General features: G+C 68.0%; 23 protein-coding genes and 3 pseudogenes. 3 read left to right on the top strand and 23 right to left on the bottom strand.

Features of this window, described 5'->3' with window-relative positions:
- Window positions 1-25: 25 nt before the first annotated feature.
- The 3 genes from QO058_RS25425 to QO058_RS25415 form a co-directional block, all read right to left on the bottom strand.
- Window positions 26-1,540: a HAMP domain-containing sensor histidine kinase gene (locus QO058_RS25425; protein ID WP_432211979.1), complete on the bottom strand. Its 1,515-nt coding sequence runs from the start codon at window positions 1,538-1,540 to the stop codon at window positions 26-28.
- The gene (locus QO058_RS25420) at window positions 1,524-2,207 is read right to left on the bottom strand and encodes a response regulator transcription factor (protein WP_110490698.1); all 684 of its coding nucleotides are present in this window, start codon (window positions 2,205-2,207) and stop codon (window positions 1,524-1,526) included. The genes QO058_RS25425 and QO058_RS25420 overlap by 17 nt, the downstream gene beginning before the upstream one ends.
- 189 nt (window positions 2,208-2,396) lie before the next feature.
- Window positions 2,397-3,635 carry a trypsin-like peptidase domain-containing protein gene (locus QO058_RS25415; protein WP_432211978.1) on the bottom strand — a complete coding sequence of 413 codons (1,239 nt, stop codon included), beginning with the start codon at window positions 3,633-3,635 and terminating at the stop codon, window positions 2,397-2,399.
- A 229-nt stretch (window positions 3,636-3,864) separates the two neighbouring features.
- Here QO058_RS25415 and QO058_RS25410 point away from each other — a divergent pair, with 229 nt between their 5' ends.
- Window positions 3,865-4,344: a hypothetical protein gene (locus tag QO058_RS25410; protein WP_284168986.1), complete on the top strand. Its 480-nt coding sequence runs from the start codon at window positions 3,865-3,867 to the stop codon at window positions 4,342-4,344.
- 6 nt (window positions 4,345-4,350) lie between these two features.
- Here the strand turns inward: QO058_RS25410 and QO058_RS25405 are convergent, their stop codons facing one another.
- From QO058_RS25405 to QO058_RS25320, 19 genes and pseudogenes are all read right to left on the bottom strand, one after another.
- Complete coding sequence (locus QO058_RS25405; RefSeq protein ID WP_284168985.1) at window positions 4,351-4,812, bottom strand: cytochrome c-type biogenesis protein; 462 nt, start codon at window positions 4,810-4,812, stop codon at window positions 4,351-4,353.
- Between the two features lie 5 nt (window positions 4,813-4,817).
- Window positions 4,818-6,800: a heme lyase CcmF/NrfE family subunit gene (locus QO058_RS25400; protein WP_284168984.1), complete on the bottom strand. Its 1,983-nt coding sequence runs from the start codon at window positions 6,798-6,800 to the stop codon at window positions 4,818-4,820.
- Between the two features lie 10 nt (window positions 6,801-6,810).
- On the bottom strand, window positions 6,811-7,284 hold the full coding sequence (ccmE, locus tag QO058_RS25395; RefSeq protein ID WP_284173021.1) for a cytochrome c maturation protein CcmE: 474 nt from the start codon (window positions 7,282-7,284) through the stop codon (window positions 6,811-6,813).
- A 41-nt stretch (window positions 7,285-7,325) separates the two neighbouring features.
- Window positions 7,326-8,429 carry a c-type cytochrome biogenesis protein CcmI gene (gene ccmI, locus QO058_RS25390; RefSeq protein WP_284168983.1) on the bottom strand — a complete coding sequence of 368 codons (1,104 nt, stop codon included), beginning with the start codon at window positions 8,427-8,429 and terminating at the stop codon, window positions 7,326-7,328.
- Window positions 8,430-8,505: 76 nt separating this feature from the next.
- Window positions 8,506-9,249 (bottom strand): ATP-binding protein, encoded by a 744-nt coding sequence (locus tag QO058_RS31245; protein WP_347975518.1) that lies wholly within the window; start codon window positions 9,247-9,249, stop codon window positions 8,506-8,508.
- Complete coding sequence (locus QO058_RS31240; protein ID WP_347975517.1) at window positions 9,152-9,883, bottom strand: hypothetical protein; 732 nt, start codon at window positions 9,881-9,883, stop codon at window positions 9,152-9,154. Before QO058_RS31240 ends, QO058_RS31245 begins: the two co-directional genes overlap by 98 nt.
- Before the next feature lie 97 nt (window positions 9,884-9,980).
- Window positions 9,981-10,646 carry a response regulator transcription factor gene (locus QO058_RS25380; protein WP_284168982.1) on the bottom strand — a complete coding sequence of 222 codons (666 nt, stop codon included), beginning with the start codon at window positions 10,644-10,646 and terminating at the stop codon, window positions 9,981-9,983.
- Between the two features lie 46 nt (window positions 10,647-10,692).
- Window positions 10,693-11,019 carry a PepSY domain-containing protein gene (locus tag QO058_RS25375; RefSeq protein ID WP_284168981.1) on the bottom strand — a complete coding sequence of 109 codons (327 nt, stop codon included), beginning with the start codon at window positions 11,017-11,019 and terminating at the stop codon, window positions 10,693-10,695.
- Between the two features lie 51 nt (window positions 11,020-11,070).
- Window positions 11,071-15,003: a baseplate multidomain protein megatron gene (locus tag QO058_RS25370; protein ID WP_284168980.1), complete on the bottom strand. Its 3,933-nt coding sequence runs from the start codon at window positions 15,001-15,003 to the stop codon at window positions 11,071-11,073.
- A pseudogene (locus QO058_RS25365) lies at window positions 15,003-15,448 on the bottom strand (NlpC/P60 family protein). Before QO058_RS25365 ends, QO058_RS25370 begins: the two are co-directional and overlap by 1 nt.
- Window positions 15,445-16,335, bottom strand: coding sequence for a DUF2163 domain-containing protein (locus QO058_RS25360; protein ID WP_284168979.1), 891 nt, complete (start codon window positions 16,333-16,335; stop codon window positions 15,445-15,447). The pseudogene QO058_RS25365 and the gene QO058_RS25360 overlap by 4 nt, the downstream one beginning before the upstream one ends.
- A gap of 8 nt (window positions 16,336-16,343) precedes the next feature.
- Complete coding sequence (locus QO058_RS25355) at window positions 16,344-16,985, bottom strand: DUF2460 domain-containing protein (protein ID WP_284168978.1); 642 nt, start codon at window positions 16,983-16,985, stop codon at window positions 16,344-16,346.
- 40 nt (window positions 16,986-17,025) lie between these two features.
- Window positions 17,026-17,613, bottom strand: coding sequence for a phage tail tape measure protein (locus tag QO058_RS25350; RefSeq protein WP_284168977.1), 588 nt, complete (start codon window positions 17,611-17,613; stop codon window positions 17,026-17,028).
- Window positions 17,606-17,818: pseudogene (locus QO058_RS25345) on the bottom strand (phage tail assembly chaperone); the annotation flags it as partial. The pseudogene QO058_RS25345 and the gene QO058_RS25350, both read right to left, overlap by 8 nt.
- A 32-nt stretch (window positions 17,819-17,850) precedes the next feature.
- Window positions 17,851-18,204, bottom strand: a complete 354-nt coding sequence (locus QO058_RS25340) for a gene transfer agent family protein (RefSeq protein ID WP_284168976.1) — start codon at window positions 18,202-18,204, stop codon at window positions 17,851-17,853.
- 10 nt (window positions 18,205-18,214) lie between these two features.
- Window positions 18,215-18,625: a phage major tail protein, TP901-1 family gene (locus QO058_RS25335; protein ID WP_284168975.1), complete on the bottom strand. Its 411-nt coding sequence runs from the start codon at window positions 18,623-18,625 to the stop codon at window positions 18,215-18,217.
- A 20-nt stretch (window positions 18,626-18,645) separates the two neighbouring features.
- A complete protein-coding gene (locus QO058_RS25330; protein ID WP_284168974.1) occupies window positions 18,646-19,056 on the bottom strand; it encodes a DUF3168 domain-containing protein in 411 nt (136 codons plus the stop codon).
- Entirely contained in the window at window positions 19,053-19,400 is a 348-nt protein-coding gene (locus QO058_RS25325; RefSeq protein WP_284168973.1) for a phage head closure protein, read from the bottom strand. The genes QO058_RS25330 and QO058_RS25325 overlap by 4 nt, the downstream gene beginning before the upstream one ends.
- Window positions 19,400-19,968, bottom strand: a pseudogene (locus QO058_RS25320) (head-tail connector protein). Before QO058_RS25320 ends, QO058_RS25325 begins: the two are co-directional and overlap by 1 nt.
- A 74-nt stretch (window positions 19,969-20,042) precedes the next feature.
- Between QO058_RS25320 and QO058_RS25315 the strand changes: the two are divergent.
- Together QO058_RS25315 and QO058_RS25310 are read left to right on the top strand one after the other, a co-directional pair.
- Entirely contained in the window at window positions 20,043-20,816 is a 774-nt protein-coding gene (locus QO058_RS25315) for a S1 family peptidase (RefSeq protein WP_284168972.1), read from the top strand.
- Between the two features lie 134 nt (window positions 20,817-20,950).
- Complete coding sequence (locus QO058_RS25310; RefSeq protein ID WP_284168971.1) at window positions 20,951-21,748, top strand: S1 family peptidase; 798 nt, start codon at window positions 20,951-20,953, stop codon at window positions 21,746-21,748.
- A 7-nt stretch (window positions 21,749-21,755) separates the two neighbouring features.
- On the opposite strand, the gene QO058_RS25305 is transcribed toward QO058_RS25310, so the two are convergent.
- Window positions 21,756-22,997 carry a phage major capsid protein gene (locus QO058_RS25305; RefSeq protein WP_284168970.1) on the bottom strand — a complete coding sequence of 414 codons (1,242 nt, stop codon included), beginning with the start codon at window positions 22,995-22,997 and terminating at the stop codon, window positions 21,756-21,758.
- Between the last annotated feature and the right edge of the window lie 22 nt (window positions 22,998-23,019).

The following is a 23,019-nucleotide window of genomic DNA, read 5'->3' as shown; positions in this document are numbered from 1 at the left end:
GACCTCCGCAGCGACCAGCCTTGGATCAGGCCGACTGGAACCCTGCCCCGTTCGGCTGGGATGTCGAGCCCGCAGGCGCCTCCGGGAGAGGCCTGTCCACAGGAAGCGGCGCAACCGGCAGCAACATCACGACATCGAGCCCCGGCGCGTTGTCGGACAAGCGGATCATGCCGCCATGCAGATGTGCGACCGCTGAAGCGAGCGCGAGCCCGAGCCCGAAACCCGGCTTCGTACGGCTCTGGTCGAGCCGAACGAAACGCTCGAGCACACGGCCACGGTCTGCTTCGGGAATGCCGGGGCCGTGATCGGCAACGCCAAGCTCGATGCTCTCGCCGACGCGGCGCGCCGTCACCGCGACAGTCGCCGGCGCCTCGCTATCCGGCTTGCCATATTTCAGCGCGTTGTCGATCAGATTGGCCAGCGCCTGGCCGACCAGCTCGCGATTGCCGATGAGCGACAGGCCGGGCTCGACCGAGGCGGACAGAGTGAGCCCCGCCTCTTCGGCCAGTGGCTCATAGAGCTCGGAGAGCCCGTCGACGATCTCGGCGAGGTCGAGCGGCGCCATGCTGTCGGTGATCTGGCGGGTTTCCAGCCGCGCGATCATCAAGAGCGCGTTGAACACGCGGATCAGCCCATCCGCCTCCTCGATCGCGCCGTCGAGTGCGGTGCGGAGCTGCTCGGGCGACTGCGCTGTGCGCAGGGCCTCCTCGGCGCGGTTGCGCAGGCGGGTCAGCGGCGTCTTGAGGTCGTGGGCGATGTTGTCCGAGACCTGCTGCATCCCGCTCATCAGCTCGCCGATCCGGTCGAGCATGGCATTGAGGTTCTCGGCCAGCCGGTCGAGCTCATCGCCGGTGCCGGCGATGGCGAGCCGGCCCTTGAGGTCGCCAGCCATGATCGAGCGGGCGGTGTCGTTCATGCCGTCGATGCGCTTCAGCACCCGGCGCGCCACGAACCAACCAGCGAAGCAGCCGAGCACGACGACGAGCAGGAACGACCAGGCGGCCGCCCGCTTGATCACGACGCGCAGGCGCTCGCGCTCTTCGACGTCGCGGCCGACCAGCAGACGAAAGCCCGCCGGCAGCATGAAGACCCGGACGATGGCGTGGTTGGTCTGGTCGAGCGCCTCGGAGGAGCGGGCGTATTCGATCTCGCTCTCGCCCTGGCGGTCGAGCGTGCCCGGCGGCAGCGCCTCGATGTTGCCGGCGACGCGCTCGCCCAGCGGCGTCGTGACGAGATAGAGTGAGGCGCCCGGCCCGCGCGAGCGCCGTTCGATGACCTGGACGAGCCGCCTGATGCCACCGAGACGCTGTTGCTCGGCCAGGCCCTGGATCTCGGCGTCGATGGTCGAGCGGATCTGGTCGTCGAGCAGGTTCTTGGCGTTCCAGGCGACATAGCCCAGCACGAAGACGGCAAAGAGCGCGAAGACGACGAGATAGATCGCCGTCAGCTTGAAAGCCGTGGTGCGGACGAGATGCGGCAGGAAGCGCAGGCGGCCGGGTCGTACCGCTTCCGCTGCCCGATGGTCAGCGAGCTGTGTCACGGACCATGTATCCAGCGCCGCGAATGGTGTGGATCATCGGGTGCTCGAAACCCTTGTCGACCTTGGAGCGCAGCCGCGAGACATGCACGTCGATGACGTTGGTCTGCGGATCGAAGTGATAATCCCAGACGTTCTCAAGCAGCATGGTGCGGGTCACGACCTGCCCCGCATGCTTCATCAGATATTCGAGCAGGCGGAATTCGCGCGGTTGCAGCACGATCTCCTCGCCGGCGCGGGTGACGCGGTGCGCCAGCCGGTCGAGCAGGAGATCGCCGACGCGATAGGTCGTCGGCTCGGAAGCCGGCGCCCCGCGGCGGCGCGACAGCACCTCGACGCGGGCGAGCAGCTCGGAGAAGGCGTAGGGCTTGGGCAGGTAGTCGTCGCCGCCGGCACGCAGGCCCTTCACCCGATCGTCGACCTGGGCGAGCGCGGACAGGATCAGCGCGGGTACCGTCTCGCCCTGCTCGCGCAATGAGCGGATCACCGAGAGCCCGTCCATGCGCGGCAGCATGCGGTCGACGACGAGCACGTCGTAGCCGCCGCCCTGGGCCATGGCGTAGCCCTCGAGCCCGTCAGGAGCATGGTCGGCGACATGGCCGGCCTCGCGAAAGGCCTTGACCAGATAGGCTGCCGCCTCGGCGTCGTCTTCAACGATCAGGAGTCGCATGGCGGCAACCTAACCCAAGGAAACGAAAAGCGGCAGGCCGGAGGTGACGATCCGACCTGCCGCCGTGACGGCTGGCATTCCCGGCAGGGGGCGACGTGACAACCGGGAGAAACCATCCGCCCGGACCATGCTCTTGCAAGATAAACTGACGCTACGCGCAAGAGCATGCCCGATCTGCATAGGCCCGGGTCAGGCCGCCGGCTGGCGGCCAACCTCGAACGAGACCTCGCGCTCCTTGCCGTCGCGCCAGATCGTCAGGCTCGTCTTGGCGCCGGGCGCGAAGGTCGCGATCTTGCGCGAGAGCTCGCGGGCGTCGGCGATCTTCTCGCCATTGACCGCAAGGATGGTATCGCCGCGCTTGAGGCCAGCCTTGGCGGCAGGGCCGTTGGCCTGTGCCTCGGCGATCAGGGCGCCCTTGGCGTCCTTCAGGCCGATCGCATCGGCGACCTCGGCGGTGACAGGCTGGATCTGCACCCCGATGAAGCCGCGGGCGACCGAGCCATGCTCCTTGAGCTGCTCGACGACGCTCTGGACGGTGGCAGCAGGTATAGCGAAGGCGATGCCGACATTGCCGCCCGACGGCGAGTAGATCGCAGTGTTGACGCCGACGACCTCGCCCTTCTGGTTGAAGGTCGGACCACCGGAATTGCCGCGGTTCACCGCCGCGTCGATCTGCAGGAAGTCGTCATAGGGGCCGGAGCCGATATCGCGCCCCTGGGCCGAGACGATGCCCGCGGTCACGGTGCCGCCGAGGCCGAACGGATTGCCCACCGCCAGCACCCACTCGCCGATGCGCGGCTTGCCCGCAGCGAGCTGAACGAAGGGGTAGCTGCCGGACTCGTTGACCTTGAGCAGCGCGACATCCGTGCGCGGATCGGTGCCGATCACCTTGGCCGAGAGCGTCTTGCCGGTATCGGTGACGAGCTGGACCTCGGCCGCATTGGCGACGACATGGTTGTTGGTGACGACATAGCCGTCCTGGCTGACGAAGAAGCCCGAGCCCTGCGAGAGCTGAGCGCGCGGCTGCTGCTGCGGTCCGCGCGGACCCGAGCCCTCCTCGCCGAAGCGGCGGAGGAAGCGCTCGAGCGGATGGCCGGGGGGCAAGCCCTCGATACCAGCAGGACCACCCTCCTCGCCGGCGCTGGCGACAACCTTGGCCTTGACGCGGACTGAGACGACAGCGGGCTTAACCCGGTCGACCACGTCGGCGAAGGACGGCAGCTGCGTCTGCTGCAGGCCGGAAAGCTGCACCGGCTGCGCGTTGGCGGCACCGTGAGTGTTGAGGAAATTGTCGGCGAGGCCGGCCATCAGGCCGATGCTGAGCGTCGCCGCGCCGGCGACGAGGGCGCCGCGCTTCAGGATCGAGCGGGCGGTGGCCGGCGAGCGAGTGGGGGTGATGGGGGTGTTGTTCTGTTCTTGGGTGATCATGGTTCTGACCTCGATGCGGAAGGCAGGCCTTCCCTGCTTCGTGAGGAGAACCATGAGGGGCGGCGCCTTACGCGGATTTCGCCCGTTGATGACAGTTTCGTAAGGTTGGCCCCGCTTGGGGCAGGAGTCGGCTTGACGCTGGCTCGGTCACAATGCTCCCTACGGTCGATGCGCGCGATAAGAGCAGGCCGACATGAAACACGCGATTGGATATATCGCCCTCGCCGCGTTGGCACTCGCGGCGGAAAGTGCCCTGGCGCAAGACATGCCCGCCTATGAAACCGGGGTGCGCCTCGCGCAGCGCCGCGGCTACGACAACGCCGAATGCTATGGGCGGGTCTTCGCCAAGCATGCGGTGGTCGTCGAAAAACCCGGCGGGCGGAGAAGCTGGTTTGCTGCCTCGACACAGGCCTACAACGCCGAGCAGCAGCGCCGTTGCGGCATCGATCGACTGGGAGATCTGAGGCAAAGGCGCCAGCAGCCGGGTCCGGTCACGTCGCAATATCGCGGCGGAGCTTACCAGGCCGGTCTCAGGATCGCTGCCTCGCGAGGCTATTCCGGTGCGGTCGCTGCTTGCTTTGCGCGGGTTTTCGCCAATCAGGCCAGCGTTGGCCCGTCTCCGCTCCGCGCCGGCCGGATGACGTGGGGCGCCTATCTCACGCCGTCAATCACAGGCGAAATGCACCGACAATGCGGCATCTCGGTCTGAGCTTGCTCAGGAATCGCTGCGCTTCACCAACTCGTCCAGCCTCGCCTGCTCTTCGGCAGTCAGCGCGGCGCTGGCAGGAGCGGCGCTGCGATAACGCCGACGCCATAGGAAGACAGCCCCGAACAGCACGATGAGGAAAGGAGCGGCCCAGAGCGCGATCGTGCGCGTATTCATCGGCGGACGCAGCAGGACGAAGTCGCCATAACGGGCGACGACGAAATCGATCACCGCTCCGTCGCTGTCACCGGCCGTAAGCCGTTCGCGTACCAGGATGCGCAGATCCTTGGCGAGCGGCGCATCGGAATCGTCGATCGACTGGTTCTGGCAGACCAGGCAGCGCAGGCCGGAGGATATTCCCCGCGCGCGCTGCTCCAGCGCCGGGTTCTTCAGCACCTCGTCGGGCTGCACGGCGGCGGCCGGAGCCGAGAACGCCAGTATCCCGACCAAGACGAGCAGGACAGCACGCATCGGGTTCACTCGGCCGGTTGCGGCATCGCAGCCGGCGCCGCCACGCGTCGCGGCGCGGCCAACCGGAAGCGCCGGTCGGTCAGCGAGAGCCCGCCGCCCGCCGCCATCACCAGCGCGCCGATCCAGATCAGGAGGATCAGCGGCTTGTCGAGCAGCTTGACCGCTATAGCACCGTTGTCGTCGAGCTCGCCCAGGCTGATATAGGCCTGCCCGAGCCCCACAGTGCGGATGCCTGCCTCGGTAGTCGGCATGGCGCGCGCCGTGTAGATTCGCTTCATCGCCTCGACCGGCTCCAGCTCGCGGCCATAGGCGACGATGCGGAAGCGGGCAGCGTCCTCGCGGTAATTTGGACCGGTGCGCGGCGTCACGGCCTCCAGCGTCACGGTGTAGCGGCCACTGGTCAGGCTCTCCCCAACCTTGAGCATGCCGATCGACTCGGTACCCCAGGCTGTAGCGGCGATGCCGATCACGCTGATGCCGACGCCGGCATGGCCGAGCGCCGAACCCCAGGCCGAGCGCGGCAGGCCCTTCGCCCGCGACCAGATCGCCGAGGCGCCGCTGGCGCGCGCGACAATGCGCTCGCCAATCTCCCAGAACGCCCCAACGACAAGGAAGACGCCGAGACCGATGCCGAGTGGCGCCAGCACCGGCCCGCCACGGACGAAGGCGAAGATCGCCAGCGTCGTGATCACGCCGACGCCGAACGCGACCTGTGCGCGCTGGGCGGCGCCGAGCAGGTCGCCGCGCTTCCAGGCCAGAGTCTGGCCGATCGGCAGCAGCAGCAAGAGCGGCACCAGCAGCGGCACGAAAGTGGCGTTGAAGAAGGGTGGGCCGACCGAGATCTTGTCGCCGGTCACCATTTCCAGCACGAGCGGATAGAGCGTGCCGATGAAGACGGTTGCGCAGGCCGTCGCCAGGAAGAGGTTGTTGACGACGAGCGCGCTCTCCCGTGACACCGGCGCGAACAGGCCGCCCTGCTTCAGCAGTGGCGCGCGCCAGGCGAACAGCGCCAGCGAGCCGCCGATGAAGGCGATCAGGATGCCGAGGATGAACAGGCCGCGCTGCGGGTCGCTGGCGAAGGAGTGCACCGAGGTCAAAACGCCCGAGCGGACGATGAAGGTGCCGAGCAGCGAGAGCGAGAAGGTCAGGATGGCGAGCAGGATCGTCCAGACCTTGAGCGCGTCGCGCTTCTCCATCACCACGGTCGAGTGGATCAGCGCCGTACCGGCGAGCCAGGGCATCAGCGAAGCGTTCTCGACCGGGTCCCAGAACCACCAGCCGCCCCAGCCGAGCTCGTAATAGGCCCAGTAGGAGCCCATCGCGATACCAAGCGTCAGGAAGGTCCAGGCCAGCAAGGTCCAGGGCCGGACGGCGCGCGCCCAGACCGCATCGATCTTTCCTTCGATCAATGCCGCGACGGCGAAGGCATAGGTAATCGAGAAGCCGACATAGCCGACATAGAGCAGCGGCGGATGGATCGCGAGGCCGAGATCCTGCAGGATCGGGTTGAGGTCCTGCCCCTCGCCCGGCGCCGGGACGAGGCGCCGGAACGGGTTCGAGGTCAGCAGCGTGAAGGCGAGGAAGGCGACACTGACGCTGCCTTGGGCAGCGAGGGTGCCGGCCCGCAGCTTCACCGGCAGCGAGCGGCGCGACAATGCGACCAGCGCACCGAACAGCACGAGGATGAGAACCCAGAGCAGCATCGAGCCCTCATGGTTCCCCCAGACCGCGGTCAGCTTGTAGATCAGCGGCTGCGTCGAATGCGAATTGGCGGCGACGTTCTCGACCGAAAAGTCGGAAGCCACATAGGACGCCATCAGGCAGCCGAAGGAGAGCGCGACAAGGAGGAAGCAGGCGATCGCCGCCGCCGGGCCGACCGAGGCCAAAGCCGGATCGTTCCTGGTCACGCCCCAAAGCGGCACGATCGTCTGGACGACCGCGACGCCCAGCGCCAACGCCAACGCAAAATGACCGATCTCAACGAACAAAGGCGCAGCCCTATTTCGTGGCCGGCGCTGCGGGCGCGCCAGCCTTGGTTTCGCCGGGCTGCCAATGGCCCTGCTTTTTCAATGCATCGGCGACTTCGCGCGGCATATAGGTCTCGTCATGCTTGGCGAGGACGGAATCGGCGCGGAAGCGCCCGGGCGCTTCGAGCACACCTTCGGTGACCACACCCTGCCCCTCGCGGAAGAGATCCGGCAGCAAGCCGGTGTAGCTGACCATGGTCCTGGTCTTCCCGTCGGTGACGGCGAAGCTGACGCGCTGATTGGAGCCGCGCTCGACCGACCCTGTCTCGACCAGGCCCCCTAGGCGCAGGCGTGTGCCGGGGGTGAGACCCTTCTCGACGATCTCGGTCGGGCCGTAAAAGAAGACGATCGAATCCCGGAGCGCGTAGGCGACCAGCCCGGCTGCGAGGCCAAGCACGACACCGACCGAGGCGATAACCACGAGACGGCGCTGCTTGCGTGTCAAGCGCTTGCGCGGCGGCGTGGCGGGGATACCGACCTGGGCGGTCATCGCGCCAACTCCTGCAGGCCGAGCTCGCTGCGCAGGCCATCAAGGGCAGACGCTGCCGCCTGATCGGCCACAAGACGCTCGCGGGCAGTGGACAACGACTTCTGCGCGGCCTCGCGTTCGCCAAGGACGGCTTGCGAGCGGATCAGGCGTGACCAGTCGGCAAGACTGCCGCCGCCCTCGGCGAGTCGCGCGGCAAGGCCGTCGACCATGCCGCGGATCGCCGTCATACGCTCGGCCTCGGGCAGGCTGGCGAGCGCATCGGCCGGAGCAGAAGAACGTTCCAATTCCTCGAGGCGTGCACGCACCGTAGGCGTCCAGGGCGCGTCGGTCGGCGCATCGGCGAGCAGGGCCTTGAGCGCCGCGATCGCAGCCGGCATCTGCCCATCCTGCTCCTGCGCGATCGCCATGAAGAACCGGGCACGCGGATTGGCCGGATCGAGCTTCAGCGCCTCGGCAAGGCTTGCACGCGCCGCGGCCGTGACTACGCCGCCGGCAGCAAGCATATGCGCCTCGGCCTGGCCGCCCTGCCGCTCGCTTGTCGCGCCATCATAGCGGATCGCGTTGGCGAAGGCCTTTGCAGCGTCGTCAAAACGCCCCTGACGCAGATAGACCGGCGCGAGCACGCTCCAGCCTTTGCCATCAGTGGGGTTGGCGGCGAGATGGGACTCGATCCGTGCCAGCGCCAGCTCGAAATCCTGCCCCGGATTTGCCTTCATCCGTGCCGCGAGCGGCTGGTCCGGGACGGTCGGCGAGCCGTAGGCGCCGTAAATCAACAGCGCTAGCAAGGGCACACAGGAGAGCGCGATCGCGGACGCCGCGCGGCGTCGCCGCAGTGCCGGCTCACTCTCGCCGGCCGGCATCGATTCAGTTGCCGTCTCGCGCAGAAGCCGGCGCGCCGCCTCGGTCTTGGCCGCCTCGACCTCGGCAGCGCCGATCAGCTTTCGAGCGAGATCGCGATCAATCTCTGCGAGCTGGGCGCGGTAGAGCGCGGTCGCTCCGGCCGTATCGGCGGTGAGCGCCGGCGCTCGGCGGCCGAGCGGCCAGAGCACCGCCATGACCGCTGCGCCCGTCATGGCCGCGAAGATGATCCAGATCAGCATTCGCCGTTCATAACCGTTCGAAGGTGCCGGTTCATGTCCGAAGATGGCGACAAAGGGTCACGCGGGCAATGCGACGTCAGACAGCCGGCAGGACAAGGCGGGCCCTGAGGCCGCCAAGCGGCGAGCGCTCTAGCGAGAGGCCGCCGCCATAGAGCTTGGCGAGGTCGACGACGATCGACAGGCCGAGACCCGATCCCGGCGTCGTCTCGTCGAGCCTGCGGCCGCGCTTGAGGACTTCGGCCATCGCCTCATCGGGGAGCCCCGGCCCGTCATCGTCGATCAGCAGGACGAGCCGCCCTTCTGGCGCCTGGGCTTCAGGCGCCAGGCTGACCTGCACGTCGGTGCGAGCCCATTTGAAGGCGTTGTCGAGCAGGTTGCCGAGCATTTCCTCGAAATCCTGCTTCTCGCCGCGGAAACGGACGCCGACAGGAACGGTGTGGCTGCCCTCGATCGCCCTGCCCTGCGCGATCTTCTCGAAGGTCCGGATCAACGCGTCCAGCGAAGGCGCGATCTCGGAGACACCGCCGAGAGCGCCGGACAAAGCGGCAGCCCGAGCCCGATCGAGATAATACTGAACCTGGTCGCGCATGATCGCGGTCTGATGCCGAATGGTCTGGGATAAAGCGCCCTGCCCGGCCTCGGCCTCGTTCTGCATCACGCTGAGCGGCGTCTTGAGCGCATGGGCGAGATTGCCGACCTGGGTCCGGGCGCGCTCCAAGATTTCACGGTTGGCGTCGATCAATTGGTTGAGCTCGCCGGCGAGTGGGGCGAGATCGGGCGGATAGCGCCCGGCGATGCGCGTGCTCTCGCCGGTACGCACCGTTCCGACCGCCGCGCGCAAGCGCGCCCAGCGGGCGCAGGCCAAAGCGGACCTGGACGATGGTCGAGGCAACCAGAGCGAGGCCGAGGAACAGGAAGGTCAGCGTCAGGGCAAAGCGGAAATCGCGGATATCGCCCTCGATCTCGTCGGCCGGGGCCGCGACACCGACGGTGAAACGACCGTCCTCGCCGACATCGATCTCGCGCTCAAGCACGCGCAGACGCCGTTCATCCGGTCCGGAGACATAGCTCTCGCGCAAGCCACGAGCATTCGGCTGCAAATTCTGGTCGAGCAGCTTTGGCAATTGCCCGCCGACGAGGGAGCGCGAGGTCCGTATCGTCGGACGCTCGCCGTCGAGCCGGATGATCTGCCAGTACCAACCGGAGAGCGGCAGATCGAAGCGCGGCTCGCCGAGGTCGCCGATCGCCTGGCGCTCGGCCTCGGGCGGGGCCGCAAGATCGGCGACCAGCTCCTTGATATAGACGCTGAGACGTTCGTCGAAGCCGCGCTCGGCCGCGCGCCGGTAGAAGGTGGTGAGGCCGAAGCCGGCAAGAATCAGCACCAGCGCGCAGCAGATCGCAGCCGAGATGAAAAGCCGGGCGCCGAGCGAGAAGCGCTGCCGCGTGACCGGCATGACGCTGCTCAGGCTCTAGAGCAGGATGCGAAAAAGTGGGAACCGGTTCTTCGCATCGATCCTGCTCTAACTCTTTGATGAGAGACGGATTCAGGTTTCATCCGGCTCTCGCGGCGGCGATATAGCCGAGGCCGCGCACGGTCTCGATGACGTCGACGCCGAGCTTCTTGCGCAGGCGGCCGACGAAGACCTCGATCGTGTTGGAATCGCGGTCGAAATCCTGATCGTAGAGATGCTCGACCAGCTCGGTGCGCGAGACCACGCGGCCCTGATGGTGCATGAGATAGGCGAGCAGGCGATATTCGTGGGAGGTCAGCTTGACCGGGTTGCCGTCGACGACGACGCGGCTGGCGCGCGTGTCGAGGCGGACCGGGCCGCAGATCAGCTCGGCAGTGGCGTGGCCGGCGGCACGGCGCAGCAGGGCGCGGACGCGGGCGAGCAGCTCCTCGATATGGAAAGGCTTGACGACATAGTCGTCGGCGCCGGCGTCGAAGCCCGAGACCTTGTCGCTCCAGCGATCGCGTGCCGTCAGGATCAGCACCGGCATGGTCTTGCCGGCCCGGCGCCAGCCCTGCAGCACGGCGACGCCATCGACCTTGGGCAAGCCGAGATCGAGGATCACCGCATCATAGGGCTCGGTCTCGCCGAGATAGAGCCCCTCCTCTCCGTCGAACGCCTTGTCAACGGCATAGCCGGCGTTCTCCAGCGCATTGACGATCTGGCGGTTGAGGTCCTTGTCGTCCTCGACGACGAGCAATCGCACGGTGGCTTTTCTCCGATTGGCGGATCAGGAACGCGGCATAGCGGAACTAGCGGATATCCGCCACCTTGCCGGAGGCGCCGTCGAGCGTCACCCGGGCGACGCGGCCGTCGCGCTTCATCGTCGTCACCACATAGACGAACTCGTCGCCCTGGCGGCAGAGCCTGATCCGCAGGACCTCGCCGGGCGCGGCTTCGCGGGCATGGCGGGATGCCGTGACGGGCTGCATGACCTTGCCGTCCGATACGGCTTCGCGCGTTTCCTGCGCCGACAGACAAGTGATCGGCGGCGACGAATCGACCGTCTCCACCGGCGAAGCAGTGGCGATGACGAACGCGAAAATCGCGACGTTAGGGTCGAGCAGCATCATCGCCATGGGCTAGCCCGGTATGCGTGAATGCGCCATGAACATCAGCGTGAGGCTAGCTCAGCGCACCGTGACGAGTCCACGCCGGAGAAGACCCGGCCCCGCGACGACGCTGAGCTGCGCCAGCTCGATGTCGAGCGTAGCCTGAGGGCTGCCGAAATCGGTGAGTTCCTGCGCCGCTTCATAGACCATGGCCGGCGCATCGACCTCGACAGTCCTGACGGGTGCGCCGCTCTCGCGGATCGTCACCCGATAGCGCTCGATATCCTCGCCGAGCGGCACCTCGGCCGTTTCCCAGGAATCGCCACCAAAACGGCTGCGCCGGATCCAGTTCAAGGCAATGCCCGATGGCAGACGCCGAGCCCGGACCTGTACGGGCGCCAACGGCCGCAACGGAGCGGTCCCGGCCGTCGCGACGAGTTCACGCATCGAAGCGGCGGCGACATCGGCATTGGGCGGGCCGATCCGATAGCGGACATGCCTGCCGATATCGTCGAGGCTGGTCGTCAACGAGACCGCCGCGCCATCGAGCACGACTACGCGCGCGCCTGGGGCCAATGTTCGCGCCGCAGCGGCCTCCGAACCGCCAAGCCCACGCACCATCTGCGACAGTCTGAACGTCCGCGAGCCGATCAGCTCGACCCGCGCCGCTGTGGCGATCTCGACCTCCCCCGCAGCATTGACGAATGCCAGCGCATTGTCTCCAGCGAGCGCAGCTTCCGGAGCGACCGAAGCAAGACTACCTCCCCGTAGCCGAACCTCGACCGAGGCATGCCGATCGGTCCGCCAAAGCGGTCCGGGCACGAGCTCGGTCAAGGTCTCGCCCATGATCGACGGCGCTGCGACGACGCCCATCAATGCGAACGGCATGCCCTCGGCAGCGCGCCAGATCGCCAGTGCACCAGGCCAGGGATCGGCGAAGGCCGCGAGCGACTGCAGCGGCGGCGGCACCTCGCGCACGATTGGAAGGTCGAGGATCAGGGCGTCCGGCCGCCCTGCGATCCGCGGAGTGACTTTAGGAGGCCGCCCGCCCTCCGCCGCACCTGCTGCCGCACCGCGGTAGATGGCGGGCTCGACCGCGCGCGCACTGGCGCGCCGGGTCGGGCCGTCGCTGATCCGCGTCAGCCTGAACAGGCGAGGCCGGTCGGCAACATCGAGCGAGATCACATCGCCCGCTTCAAGATCGACACAGCGCGGCGACAGTTCCAGTTCAAGCGTCTCGCGTCCCGCCCAGATCTCCTGCAACCGCTGATCGGCGAGGCGCTGCCCCTCGGCACGGCGCGTGACCACTGGGAGCTCGACGGCGTTTTCCCGGCGCGCAGCCCCCGCAAGGCGCCGCGAGCGGGCGGTCACCTGACGATAATCATCGTTGCCGTCGATATGGACCAGGCGCAGTTCGCGTGGCAGTTCGCTCTCCTGCGCGCGGCGCAGCTCGAAGGGCTGGCCATCGCGATCGAGCACGAAGTCATCTGCCGACAAGGCGCGGGCGATGGTCGCGGCGCGGCCGCGGAAGGCGAGCTTGCCGGAGGACATGAGGGCATCGAAGCCGAAGGCCTGGGCGAGCGGTTCGAGCGCCTGTCGCGCGGAGATCGGCCGATCGAGGACATAGCCGTCGACGAAGCCATCGATGGCGAGCTCGTCCGGCGCCGACAGGCCGTAATCGGCCAGGATGGCGCGCACCAACCGGTCGAGCGTCACGCCTTCGAGCCGGCCGTTGACCCAGTGGCCGGTATCGTAGTTCGTCCCGTCCGCCCAGACCGAGGTCAGGTCGGGAAAAGCCGGGAATGGCCGGGCATCCCAGGTCCAGACGAAGGCGTTGGCCGGATCGACCATACGCAGGCCATATGAAGGTGCGACCGGGTTGCGCTGCGGCTCGAAACCGGGGAGTGCCGGGTCGAAGCCGGACAGGATCGCCTCCAGCCCACGCGCCTGGACGAGGTCGTCGCGCGCTCTCGTCGAGAAATGCGGGTAGCCGCCATCGATCGATTTCGGATCGGGAAAGATATTCGGCGAGTTGCCGCCCTTGTCCACGGCGGGCAGGCCGATCTCGGTCAGCCAGATCGGCTTGGAACCCGGCGACCAGCCGGTTGCACCGATCTGCGCGCCAGCGACGCGCTCGACATGGGAATTCAACCACCAGTTCGGCAGATCTTTCGGCCGGAAGACCCAGGGCTTGCCGAAGGCTCCGTCCGTAATCGGCAAGCGCGCCTGGGCATAGCGACCAGAGAGGTCGGCGTAATACCAATCGTAGCCCTCGCCGGAGGTCAGGCGCTTGCGCAGATAGTCGACATCGGCAGGGCCCCGCGCGATCCCGATATCGGCATGATCGGGCGTATCGCGCCAATCCGACAGCGGCGCATAGTAGTCGATGCCGATCGCGTCGATATGCGGGCTCGACCAGAGCGGGTCGAGCGGAAAGCGAACCTCCTGCCCGCCATCGCGAACATGGGCGCCGTATTCGGTCCAGTCGGCTGCGTAGGTCAATTTGGTTGATGGCGGCAGGATGGCGCGAACCTCGGCGGCGAGCGCGACCAACCCGTTGACCATCGGATAGTAGCCGGAAGCCCCCCGCACCCGCGTCAGACCGACCAGTTCGGAACCGATGATGAAGCCCTCGACCCCGCCGGCCGCCTTGGCGAGCATCGCCGCGTGCAGCACGGCGCGGCGGAAGCTCCACTCGCCGGGCCGTGCGCAGACGACCCTGTCGCCGTCCAGCGAGAAGTCGGCCGCGGTTGCGGAGCCGAGGAAGCTCGCGACCTGGCTTGAAGCCGTCGCCGTACCGTCGGGCGAACCTGGCCGGCCCGCAGCGGGCGAACAGGTGATACGGCCGCGCCACGGATAAGGCGGCTGGTAGGCGTTGCCGGTGTTCGGATCAGTCAGTGCGTTGCCGGCCGGCACGTCCATCATCACGAACGGATAAAGCACCACCTCGAGCCCATAGACGTAGCGCAGCCGCCGGATCAACGCGACCACGCTGTCGTCCGAGGGCGTGCCGCCATAGGCAGGCCTGCCATTCGATTGGCTAACGATCCGGGCAGTCAACCGGTTGAGGCCCGCCACCGACCATGGCGCGTCCGGTGTGTTCTTGTCGACGACCTCAACGCGCGGAGCGATGGTGCAGGAACCGGCGCGCAGGTCATCGCCGAACCAGCTGACGACGAGGGAGATGCGCCGCAGATAAGGACAGAGTGCCAGCAGATGCATGATCGCGCCGTCGATATCGGTGGCGCTGTGCAGCTGGTGCCGGTTCTCGGCGATGGTGACACCGGCTTCGGGCTCCTGGTTGACCAGGGTGGGCTGGTAGATGAACTCGCTCGCGCCGGGAATCAGCGTCACGGCGCGGATCATCTCGCCGAGACCCGGCACGGCGCGCACCACCTCGAACGAAAACTGCGGCACGCGGTTGCCGTAGCCGGCGAGCGGAAAGCGCTCGAACACGACATAGGCCGTGCCGCGGTAGGCCGGCGCCGCGCCCGCCTCCTTGGCGGCCACCAGCGGATCGGCCTCCTGATTCTCGAAGCCGCGATGGATACGCAGCGACACGGTGTTGAAGTCGATCTCGCGCCCGTCGGCCCAAATCCGGCGCACGAAGGCGATCGGCCCCTCGCAGATCGCAATCGCGAGATTGGCATAGTAGCTGTAGGTGGTCTCGTAGGTCTTCTGCGCCTTCTGGCCGCCCTTGCCGCCGCTCTTGGTCCGGGTGACCGTGGTCGTCACCTCCTCCTCGAAGCGCGTCGCCCAGACCAGTTGGCCGCCGAGCCTCGCCCGGCCGTAGACCCGCGGGATCGGCGCGCCCTCGGTCGAGGCGAGGCCGTCGATCTCCTTCAGACGCGGCCCCTCGACAATGCGTGTGCCACCGCCGCCGCCGAACAGGCCCTGGTCGAGGCTCGCACCGGCGATGGCGCCGAGCGAGCGGCCGATCATGGCACCGATCGGTCCACCGACGGCCGCTCCGAGCACCGAACCGGCGACCTGCAGGACGAGTGTGGCCATCAGCGATCGAGCTCCGGAAAGGCGAAGGCATGGCTGAGATGGCGGCGCCACCAGCCGGTGAAGGCAACCTCACTGACCGCCGCGCCGTCATGGGCGTGCAGGATGCGGGCGGGTTCGGTCAGGATGGCGCAATGCGCGGCAGGCAGATGCTGGCGCCAGCGGAAAAGCAGGACGTCGCCGGGCTGTGCAGCCTCGATATCGAGAGGCCGCAGATGACGCTCCGCCGCCAGGACCAGTGTCTCGCCCGTTCCCTGCTGCGCCCAGTACGGCGAATAGGGGGTGTCGGCTCGGGTTCGCCATCATAGAGCTCGCGCCAGATACCACGCACCAGACCGAGGCAGTCGCAGCCTATCGCGCGCAGCGACGCCTGATGGTGATAGGGCGTCCCGAGCCAGCCGCGCGCAGCCGCGACGATGCGCTCCCGTGTCGTATCGGCCCCCGTCATAGGAACAGACTCCCGCCGTCGAACGGACCCGCGCCGGGATCATCCGCACCGGCGCCGCCGATGATGAAGTCGTTCCCGGGCAGATGCGGAAAGCCGCGGAAGTTGACGCCGTTGCCGAATTTGTTGCGACAGGTGGTGAAGCGCTTGTCGCAGCCGGCCTGGGCCGTGAAGACGTCGCCGACGACGATCGGCTGCGGCGCAGCCTGCCAGAGTTGCAAGACGACCGCGCCGCCGTCGTCGCGGTGGCTGCGGATCTCGGTGGCAAAGCCGGTGTTGCTCCCCGCGCTAAAGACCAGCCGGCCCCCGCCGAAGTAGCCGTCGGCATAACCCGAAAGTGCCGGCGCAGTGAGCGAGAGCCGCCCATCCGTTGCAGCGACTGTTGCCGCTGACGAGCCCGGCATGACCCCGCAACGGACATCGCCAAGGTCGGCCGAGCAACTCGCGGTGTAGAGCCTGCCGCGCTCCTCGTCGAAGGCCTTGCCGAGACCCCGGACCTCGGCGGTGAAATTCATGTCGCTGCGCTTCACCTCGCCGACGAAGCCCGTCTCCAGCAAGGTGCGCTGGCTGGAATCGGCCCAGTTGACCAGCCAGAGCGCGACCCGGGCATCGTCGTAGAGCCCGCGCGACAAATCCTGTTCGTTGAGCCCGCTCGCCGCCAAGGCTCCGAGCACCTCGCCGCCGCTGGTCGCGAAGCCGAGTTCGGAGCCGGCTTCGGCCGCCTCCAGGCCCGCATTCGCGCGGAACAGGGTGCTGTCGAACGAAAGATCGCGGTCATGGTCGGTGAAGCCGAGCACCGCGCCGTCGCGTCGGGTCAGGCTCCAGCACCGGCAAAGCGTGGTCGCCTCGCCGGCGACATGCGCGGCGAGCGCCGGGGAAAGTGTCCGCATGGCAAGCCTCAGTCGGCGATCTCGACGATCGGGATCTTGGGAATGTCGCCGGCTTCGAAGGCCGAGAGGTCGACCTCGATCGCATCGGTGTCGAAGCGCACAGGAACGTCGAAGGCGAACCCTGCGCTGACGATGACGCCAGCCGGCGGAGCATGGCCGACAGCGAAAGTGACCACGCCGCTGGCGTGATCACAGGATACGACTATCGGCTGAGCCCGCACGACACCGTCGACTGCGATCAGCACCGTTCCTGCCACCGGCTTGACGATGCGGCGGACATAAGGCGCGTGCAGGCCGCCATAGAGCTTGCAGAGCTGGAAAACCCGCGTCGCCCCGTCGCCGACGCCGATCTGCTGATCACTCGCCGCAGGCGTCGCCGACGGGGCACAGCTCTTCCAGTCGAGTTGGTCGCGCCAGCGGAAGCCGTAGAGTCGGCCGCGGCGCTCTTCGAAGAAGGCGACGACCTCGGCGAGCGCATCGAGAGTGCGGATGCCGAAACCGGCATCGTAACGCCGCCGTGAATGCGCCCAGCGGCTGTTGCGGACCTCACGGCCCGAGGCCAGCGTCACCACCTGCGTCAGCCGTTCCGGCCCGCCGCGGGCACCGCGTGTGATCCCGGCCGGGAAGCGTACCTCATGAAATCCGCTCATGCCGGCACTCCCTTCGATCTCATGGGGCTGCGGCCTCTCATCAAAGCGCCCGGCTACCGCGCGCCACGGCGCGGGCAATCGCGGCCGAGACCTGGGCCTCGGAGCGGCGGAAACTGTCGGCGTCGGGCGTCGAGACCTGGACGGTGACGCTGAACGGACGCCGCTCGCCACCGCCGGCCCGCACGCCGAGCTTGCCGTCCGGACCACGCGACAGCGGCATGATCGCCTCCGCACCGCGTTCGCCCATCAGCCCGAGGCCGCGGCCCATGGCAAAATAGGAGGGCGCAGCAACGACGCCGCCATCGGCGAAGGGCGATACCGGAAGGCCACCGCCCCCGCCCTTGCCACCGGAGAGGAGGCCGGCCAGGCCGCTGATGCCGGAGCCGAGCCAGCTCGAGATGGCGCTCTGCAGCGGCTTCAATGCCGATTTCAGCAGGCTCTGGCTCAGCGAGGTGCCGATGCCGCGCAGCACGTCCTCGAAGCGCTTGCCCTCGACGATACCGCTGGCGAAGGCCGTAGTGATCGACTTGCCGAAAGCCTGCGACGCCTTGGTCAGGCTCTGGGTCAGCGTGTTCAGCGTGCGAAGACCGCCGAAATCGAAGGAAGGGGAAGACTCGTCGTCAGCCATCGATGCGGCCTTTCCAATCGTCATAATCACAGGAAACGAGATCCGGATGAGCCTGCATCAGCGCACCCAAAGTCGAACGCGAGGGTGCTTCGACTGTTTGAGACGGCCGATGGGCCTCGATCGCGGCGAAGATTTCGCGCGGGCTCGCAGCCCAGAAGGCGTCCGGCGGCCAGCACAGGCGCCCGAGCCCGAAGGCCATCACCTCGCGCCAGGGAAAAGGGACCGCCGCCGGCGCACCTAGGCCGCCGGCGGCATCGGAGGGCGAGCTTCCGAGGCCTCACCGGCCGGGGCGAAGGTCGCATCGAGCAAGGCGATCGCAGCAGCGATGGCACCGTTGAGCCCGCCGTCGAAAGGCAGCGCCGCAACCTCATCCGTGGCCAGCGCGCTGCCGGCGCCGCGTAGCCCGGCCGCCAGGATGCGTGCGATATCGCGGGCCGAAAGCCGGCCGGCGGCGAAGCGCTCGCCCAAGGCCGGTAGATTCTCGACCGAGAAGGCGTCCTCAAGCTCGGCGAGCGCACCGAGGGTGAGCCGCATCGGCAATGCCCGCCCCTCGACCATCAGGGCGATCTCGCCCCTGTAGCGATTGACCATGTGGCCTCCCTCAAGCGAGCGTGAAGGTGAGCTGGCCCGCCGATTCCAGCGAGAGCTCGAAAGTGACCTCGGCGGCATGGTCGCCGCGATATTCGAGCGTCGAGAGCTGGAACGGCCCGGTGATCGTGCCGAAATCGGGCACGATCACCTGCCAGTCGCGGATCGCGCCGTCGAAGAAGATCTGGCGGACCAGCGCGTCGGACGCCTCGTCCTTGAAGATGCCGGCGCCACTGATGCTGGCGCGGCGCATGCCGGCCCCAGCCAACAGCTCGCGCCAACGCCCGGCCGACTCGGCATGGGTGATGTCGACCGCCTCGGCATTGAAGGCGATCTGGCGGGCGCGCAGGCCGGCCACGGTGACGAAGCCGCCGCCGGCATCGGCGGCCTTGAGCAACAGGTCCTTGCCTTTCTGGGCAGGCATGGGCGGTCCTTTCGTTCGGGTCAGAGCGCTTCGGTGACGGCCCGGAAGGTCAGCGTCACGGTTGGCAGATGGGTCTTTGGATCGCGGGCGAGTTTCGAGGACAGCCAGTTCAGATTGACCAGTCGGTGGCCTTCCGGTGCGAGCGCGGCGCCCTCCAGGCTGGCAACGATGCGGGCAGCCGCCTCGAGCGCCTTGCGTGACGAAGTGGTCTCACCCGCCCAGACGCCGAGCGTCAGCTTCTGCTCGCAGCCGCGGTCGCTGCCGGTCGACCAGTCCTCGGCCGTGACCTCGCCATGGACGACGTAGAGCCCGCTCAAGGCGCGCGGCGGCTCGTCATGGATGCGGCCCGTTCCGATCAGCGCTGTCAGGCCGGCATCAGCTGACAGGTGCGCGTGGATGGCGCGCCGGAGCGGCAGGATGGCGTCGCTCATCGGCTCACCTCCTCGACCAGGCAGACGAGGCGCCGGCGGCCACCATCGGGATCGCCGACCGTGCGGATATCGAAAATCTGATCGCCATCGCGCAAGCGCTGGCCTGCATCGACGCCGGCACGCCAACGTAAGGTGATCCGGTGACTAGCCGCCTGTTCAGGCCGCTCGCCGCGCCAGCGCTCATCGCCCGAGAGCCATTCGACCTGGGCCCATACCGCGGCGACCGTCTCGAAGCTGCGCAACTGGCCGCCGGCGCTGTCCGGCGTTTCAACGGGCGCCTCCAGCAGCAAGCGTCGCCGCAGCGCGCCGACGGGACGGCGGCCTTTCGCTGTCTCGCGAAGCATCAGAGCCTCACACGGCGAAACGGAGCGACGAGTGCGGCGATCTCGGCCGGCAACCGCAGCGCATCGCGGCTGACCACGTCGCCGCGATGCTCGAACCAGCGGCAGGCGAGCCTCAGCACGGCCTGCCGCAACGGCGCCGGCACCGTGTCACGCGTCGCGCCGAAGCCGGCGACGAGGTCGATCTCGATCGCGGAGCGGGCACGACCGGGCGCCGGGACCGGAGCTGAAACGCTGATCAGCGGCGGATCGGAGCCCTCGACCAGCGTCAGCGACGACGGCGCAACCGGTTCAGCCGCGCCCGCGGTGGATGGACGCGTGCAGCCGTGAGGCTGCGCACCGGCGAGAGTGGCAGGCGAATCTCGCTGCCTTGCGGCCAGGCGTCGAGCACGATTCGCCAACCCTGCTCGATCAGAAGGCGCCCGGACGCGGCCTCGATCATCAGGCGGGCCGCGGTGAGCAAGGTCCCGAGCAACTCGTCCTCGTCATCGGCGAGAATCCTCAGGAAATCCTTGGCTTCCGATAGCGAGACCGGCTCGATGGTGGGCGGCGTCAGGGCGAGCGGCGTCATGGTCTCTCATCTCCCGGGTTTGAACGTTGGCGCCGATGCGCTATCGAGCCCCGCTCGACAGCGGAGGCGGCTCGATGCACGGCAGAACAGCGATTGGACTGGCGGCCCTGGCAGCAGCTCTCGCTGCGCCCTGGTCCGCGTCAGCCATAGTTGGCGGGCGCGAGGGCGGCCCTATCGCCAGCTCGACCCTGATGGTTCTCAACGCGCGCGGCGGCGTCTGCACCGGCATCGTGCTGTCGCGCCGCGCCATCCTCACCGCCGCCCATTGCGCCGATGCTCGGGTCGACCTGCGCATTCACTGGCAGGACGGCGGCCAGCCGATGCTGGTCGAACCGGCAGCCATCGCTCTGCATCCGGAGTTCAACGCCAAGTCCGTCGCGAACCGGCAGCGCTCGATCGACCTCGCGCTGGTCAGGCTCGCAGCACCGCTGCCGGCGCGCTTCTCCCCTGCGACGCTGGTCGACGGCGCACTGCCACGCGCCGGATCGCCGGTTACGCTGGCGGGCTACGGCGTCTCGCGCGAAGGCGAGGCGAAGACCACCGGCACCTACCGCTCAGCCGCACTCGCCACCGTCGAGCCCTACGGGCCAGGCCGCGTCCTGATCTGGGCGTCCGATCCGGCGACCGGCGGCAAGCGGCCAGGCGGCGGCGCCTGCCAGGGCGATTCCGGCGGCCCTATCGTCGCAGGCTCGAATGGCGTCGTCGCCGTCGCCAGCTGGTCCACCGGTGGGGCCGGCAAGCAATGCGGCCTGCTCAGCCAGGGTGTGCTCATCGCACCTCAGCGCGGCTGGATCGACCGCACCTTGTCAGGGTGGGGCGAGAGCGCCGACTGGACCACCGCCCCCTGATGACCCCTCGGCGCGAACAGCACTGGACTGCGCCGCAGCAAACCATACATTGAAGCCATGACAGCGATGATCTCGACCGTGACCTATTCGAAGCGCGCCGCGATCGTCGCGATAGCTTTTGCAGTGGTCTGCAGATGACCGCGCCGGCACAGGCCGTGATCGGCGGCGTGACCTCGCGCACGGTCGATGGCGCACGCGCCTCGACCTTGCGGGTCGAGACCAGCCGCGGCGAACTCTGCTCCGGCGCCGCAATCTCCTCCGAACTGGTACTGACGGCGGCCCATTGCCTGATGACCGGCGGTTCGGTGCGCGTGATCAGCCTCGACAAGCGCTTCCGTAATCGGACGCATATCGTCGCAGCGGTCCTGCCGCACCCGACTTTCGTGCCCGGCACGACGCCACGTACGCAGCCTGGCGCCGATCTGGCCCTGCTGCGCCTCGCCACGCCACTGCCCGCCGATATCCAGCCTCTGACGCTCGGTAGCGGGTTGTGGCAGGGCGAGACCGTGACCATGGCGGGCTTTGGCCTCGCTTCCGAGACCAACAAGAAGACCGCGCGCACGCTGCGCGAGGTGACTTTGGTCAATGCCGGCAACTATACCACCGCCAACACGGTCAAGGTCGCGGTCGATACCGAGAATCGCGGCGAGATCCTCGGCGCCGGCGCCTGCCGCGGCGATTCCGGCGGGCCCGTGTTGCGTGGCCCGCCCGGTTCGCGTGATCTTGTCGGCATCGTCTCCTGGTCGAGCGGACCCTTGAGCTCGCGCGTCAAGCTGATCTGCGGCGGCTTCACCGCGATCACACCGGTCAGCGACCACCGCGCCTGGATCGCCGAAGCAAGCGAGCGCCTGCTCAACTATGGCGACGAGCCGCGCCAGGCGCGCGAGGATGCGCGCCCGAACGCAAGCTACAGCTGGTGGTTCGGCCGCTAACCAGGCATCAGGCCGAGAACTTCAGCCCCTTGATCGCGGCGAAGTCCTGCACGCCGCCGCCAACGCGCTTGGTCGTGTAGAACAGCACGTGCGGCTTGGCGGAGTAGGGATCGCGCAGGATGCGCACGCCCGCCCGGTCGACGACGAGATAACCGCGCCGGAAGTCGCCGAAGGCGATCGAGACCGAGTCCGTCGCGACATTCGGCATGTCCTCGGCCTCGACGACCGAGAAGCCGAGCAGCGTCGCCTGCGCGCCCGCTGCAGCCGGCGGCTGCCAGAGATACTGGCCGGTCGAGTCCTTGAACTTGCGCACCGCGGCCTGCGTCTTGCGGTTCATCACGAAGCTGGCGTTCTGGCGATAGCCGGCCTTCAGCGCATAGACGAGGTCGACCAGGATGTCCGACGGGCTGGAGGCGGCGAAAGCGCCGGCGACGCCGGTCTTCAGCGTGCCGATATTGCCCCAGCTCCAGCTCGCATCGGCCGCGGTCGGATAGGCGAGGAAGCCCTTGGGCTTGTCGACGCCATCACCACTGACGAAGGCGGCTCCCTCCTGCTCGGCGAAGGCGCTCTCGACCTCCTCGGCGATCCACTGGTCAATGTCGACGATGGCGTCGTCGAGCAGGGTCTGCGTCGCCGCGGGCATGGCGTAGAGTTCCATCGCCGGGAAGGAGAGCTCGGCCAGGGTCGGCGTGCCGCTCTGCGGACGGGCCGCCGTCTCGGCGACCCAGCCGGAAGCCGGACCGGTGGTCGAGAACGCCTTCTTGTAGGTGCCGGACGAGATGGTGCGCACCGTCGCGATCGAACGGATCGGCGAGACGCTGGCAAGGCGGCGCAGGATCTCGCCCTCGACCGTCGAAGGCGCGAGATAGCCGCCATCCGGGCCGGAGCCGGCCGAAAGCGCCTTCGCCTCGAGCCGCTTCAGGCCCGTCGCCTCGCCATGGCGGACATAGGACGCGAAGGCCGCCTTGTGCTCGGCCACGGCCGGGTCGCGCTCCTCGCTCGCACCCAGCGCCGGGCGGCTCCTGTCGAGGCTCAGCCGGTCGAGCCGGCGGCGGGTTTCGTCGAGCGCGTCGTCGAGACGGGTGAGCTTTTCGCCGGTCAGGACGTCACCGCCCATGCGGGTTTCAAGTTCGGCCAGGCGCTCGTCATTGGTGGCGCGATAGGCCTCGAGCGTGTAGCGCAGATCGTCATAGATGGCGGCGGCCTCGCCGGTCGCCTTGGTCTCGGGAGCCTGGTTCAAAGCAGTCATGGAATCTCCTGTGGTTTTGCGG

This window comes from Bosea vestrisii, assembly GCF_030144325.1.
Classification (GTDB): domain Bacteria; phylum Pseudomonadota; class Alphaproteobacteria; order Rhizobiales; family Beijerinckiaceae; genus Allobosea; species Allobosea vestrisii_A.
This window is presented reverse-complemented; position numbering and strand designations above follow the sequence as displayed.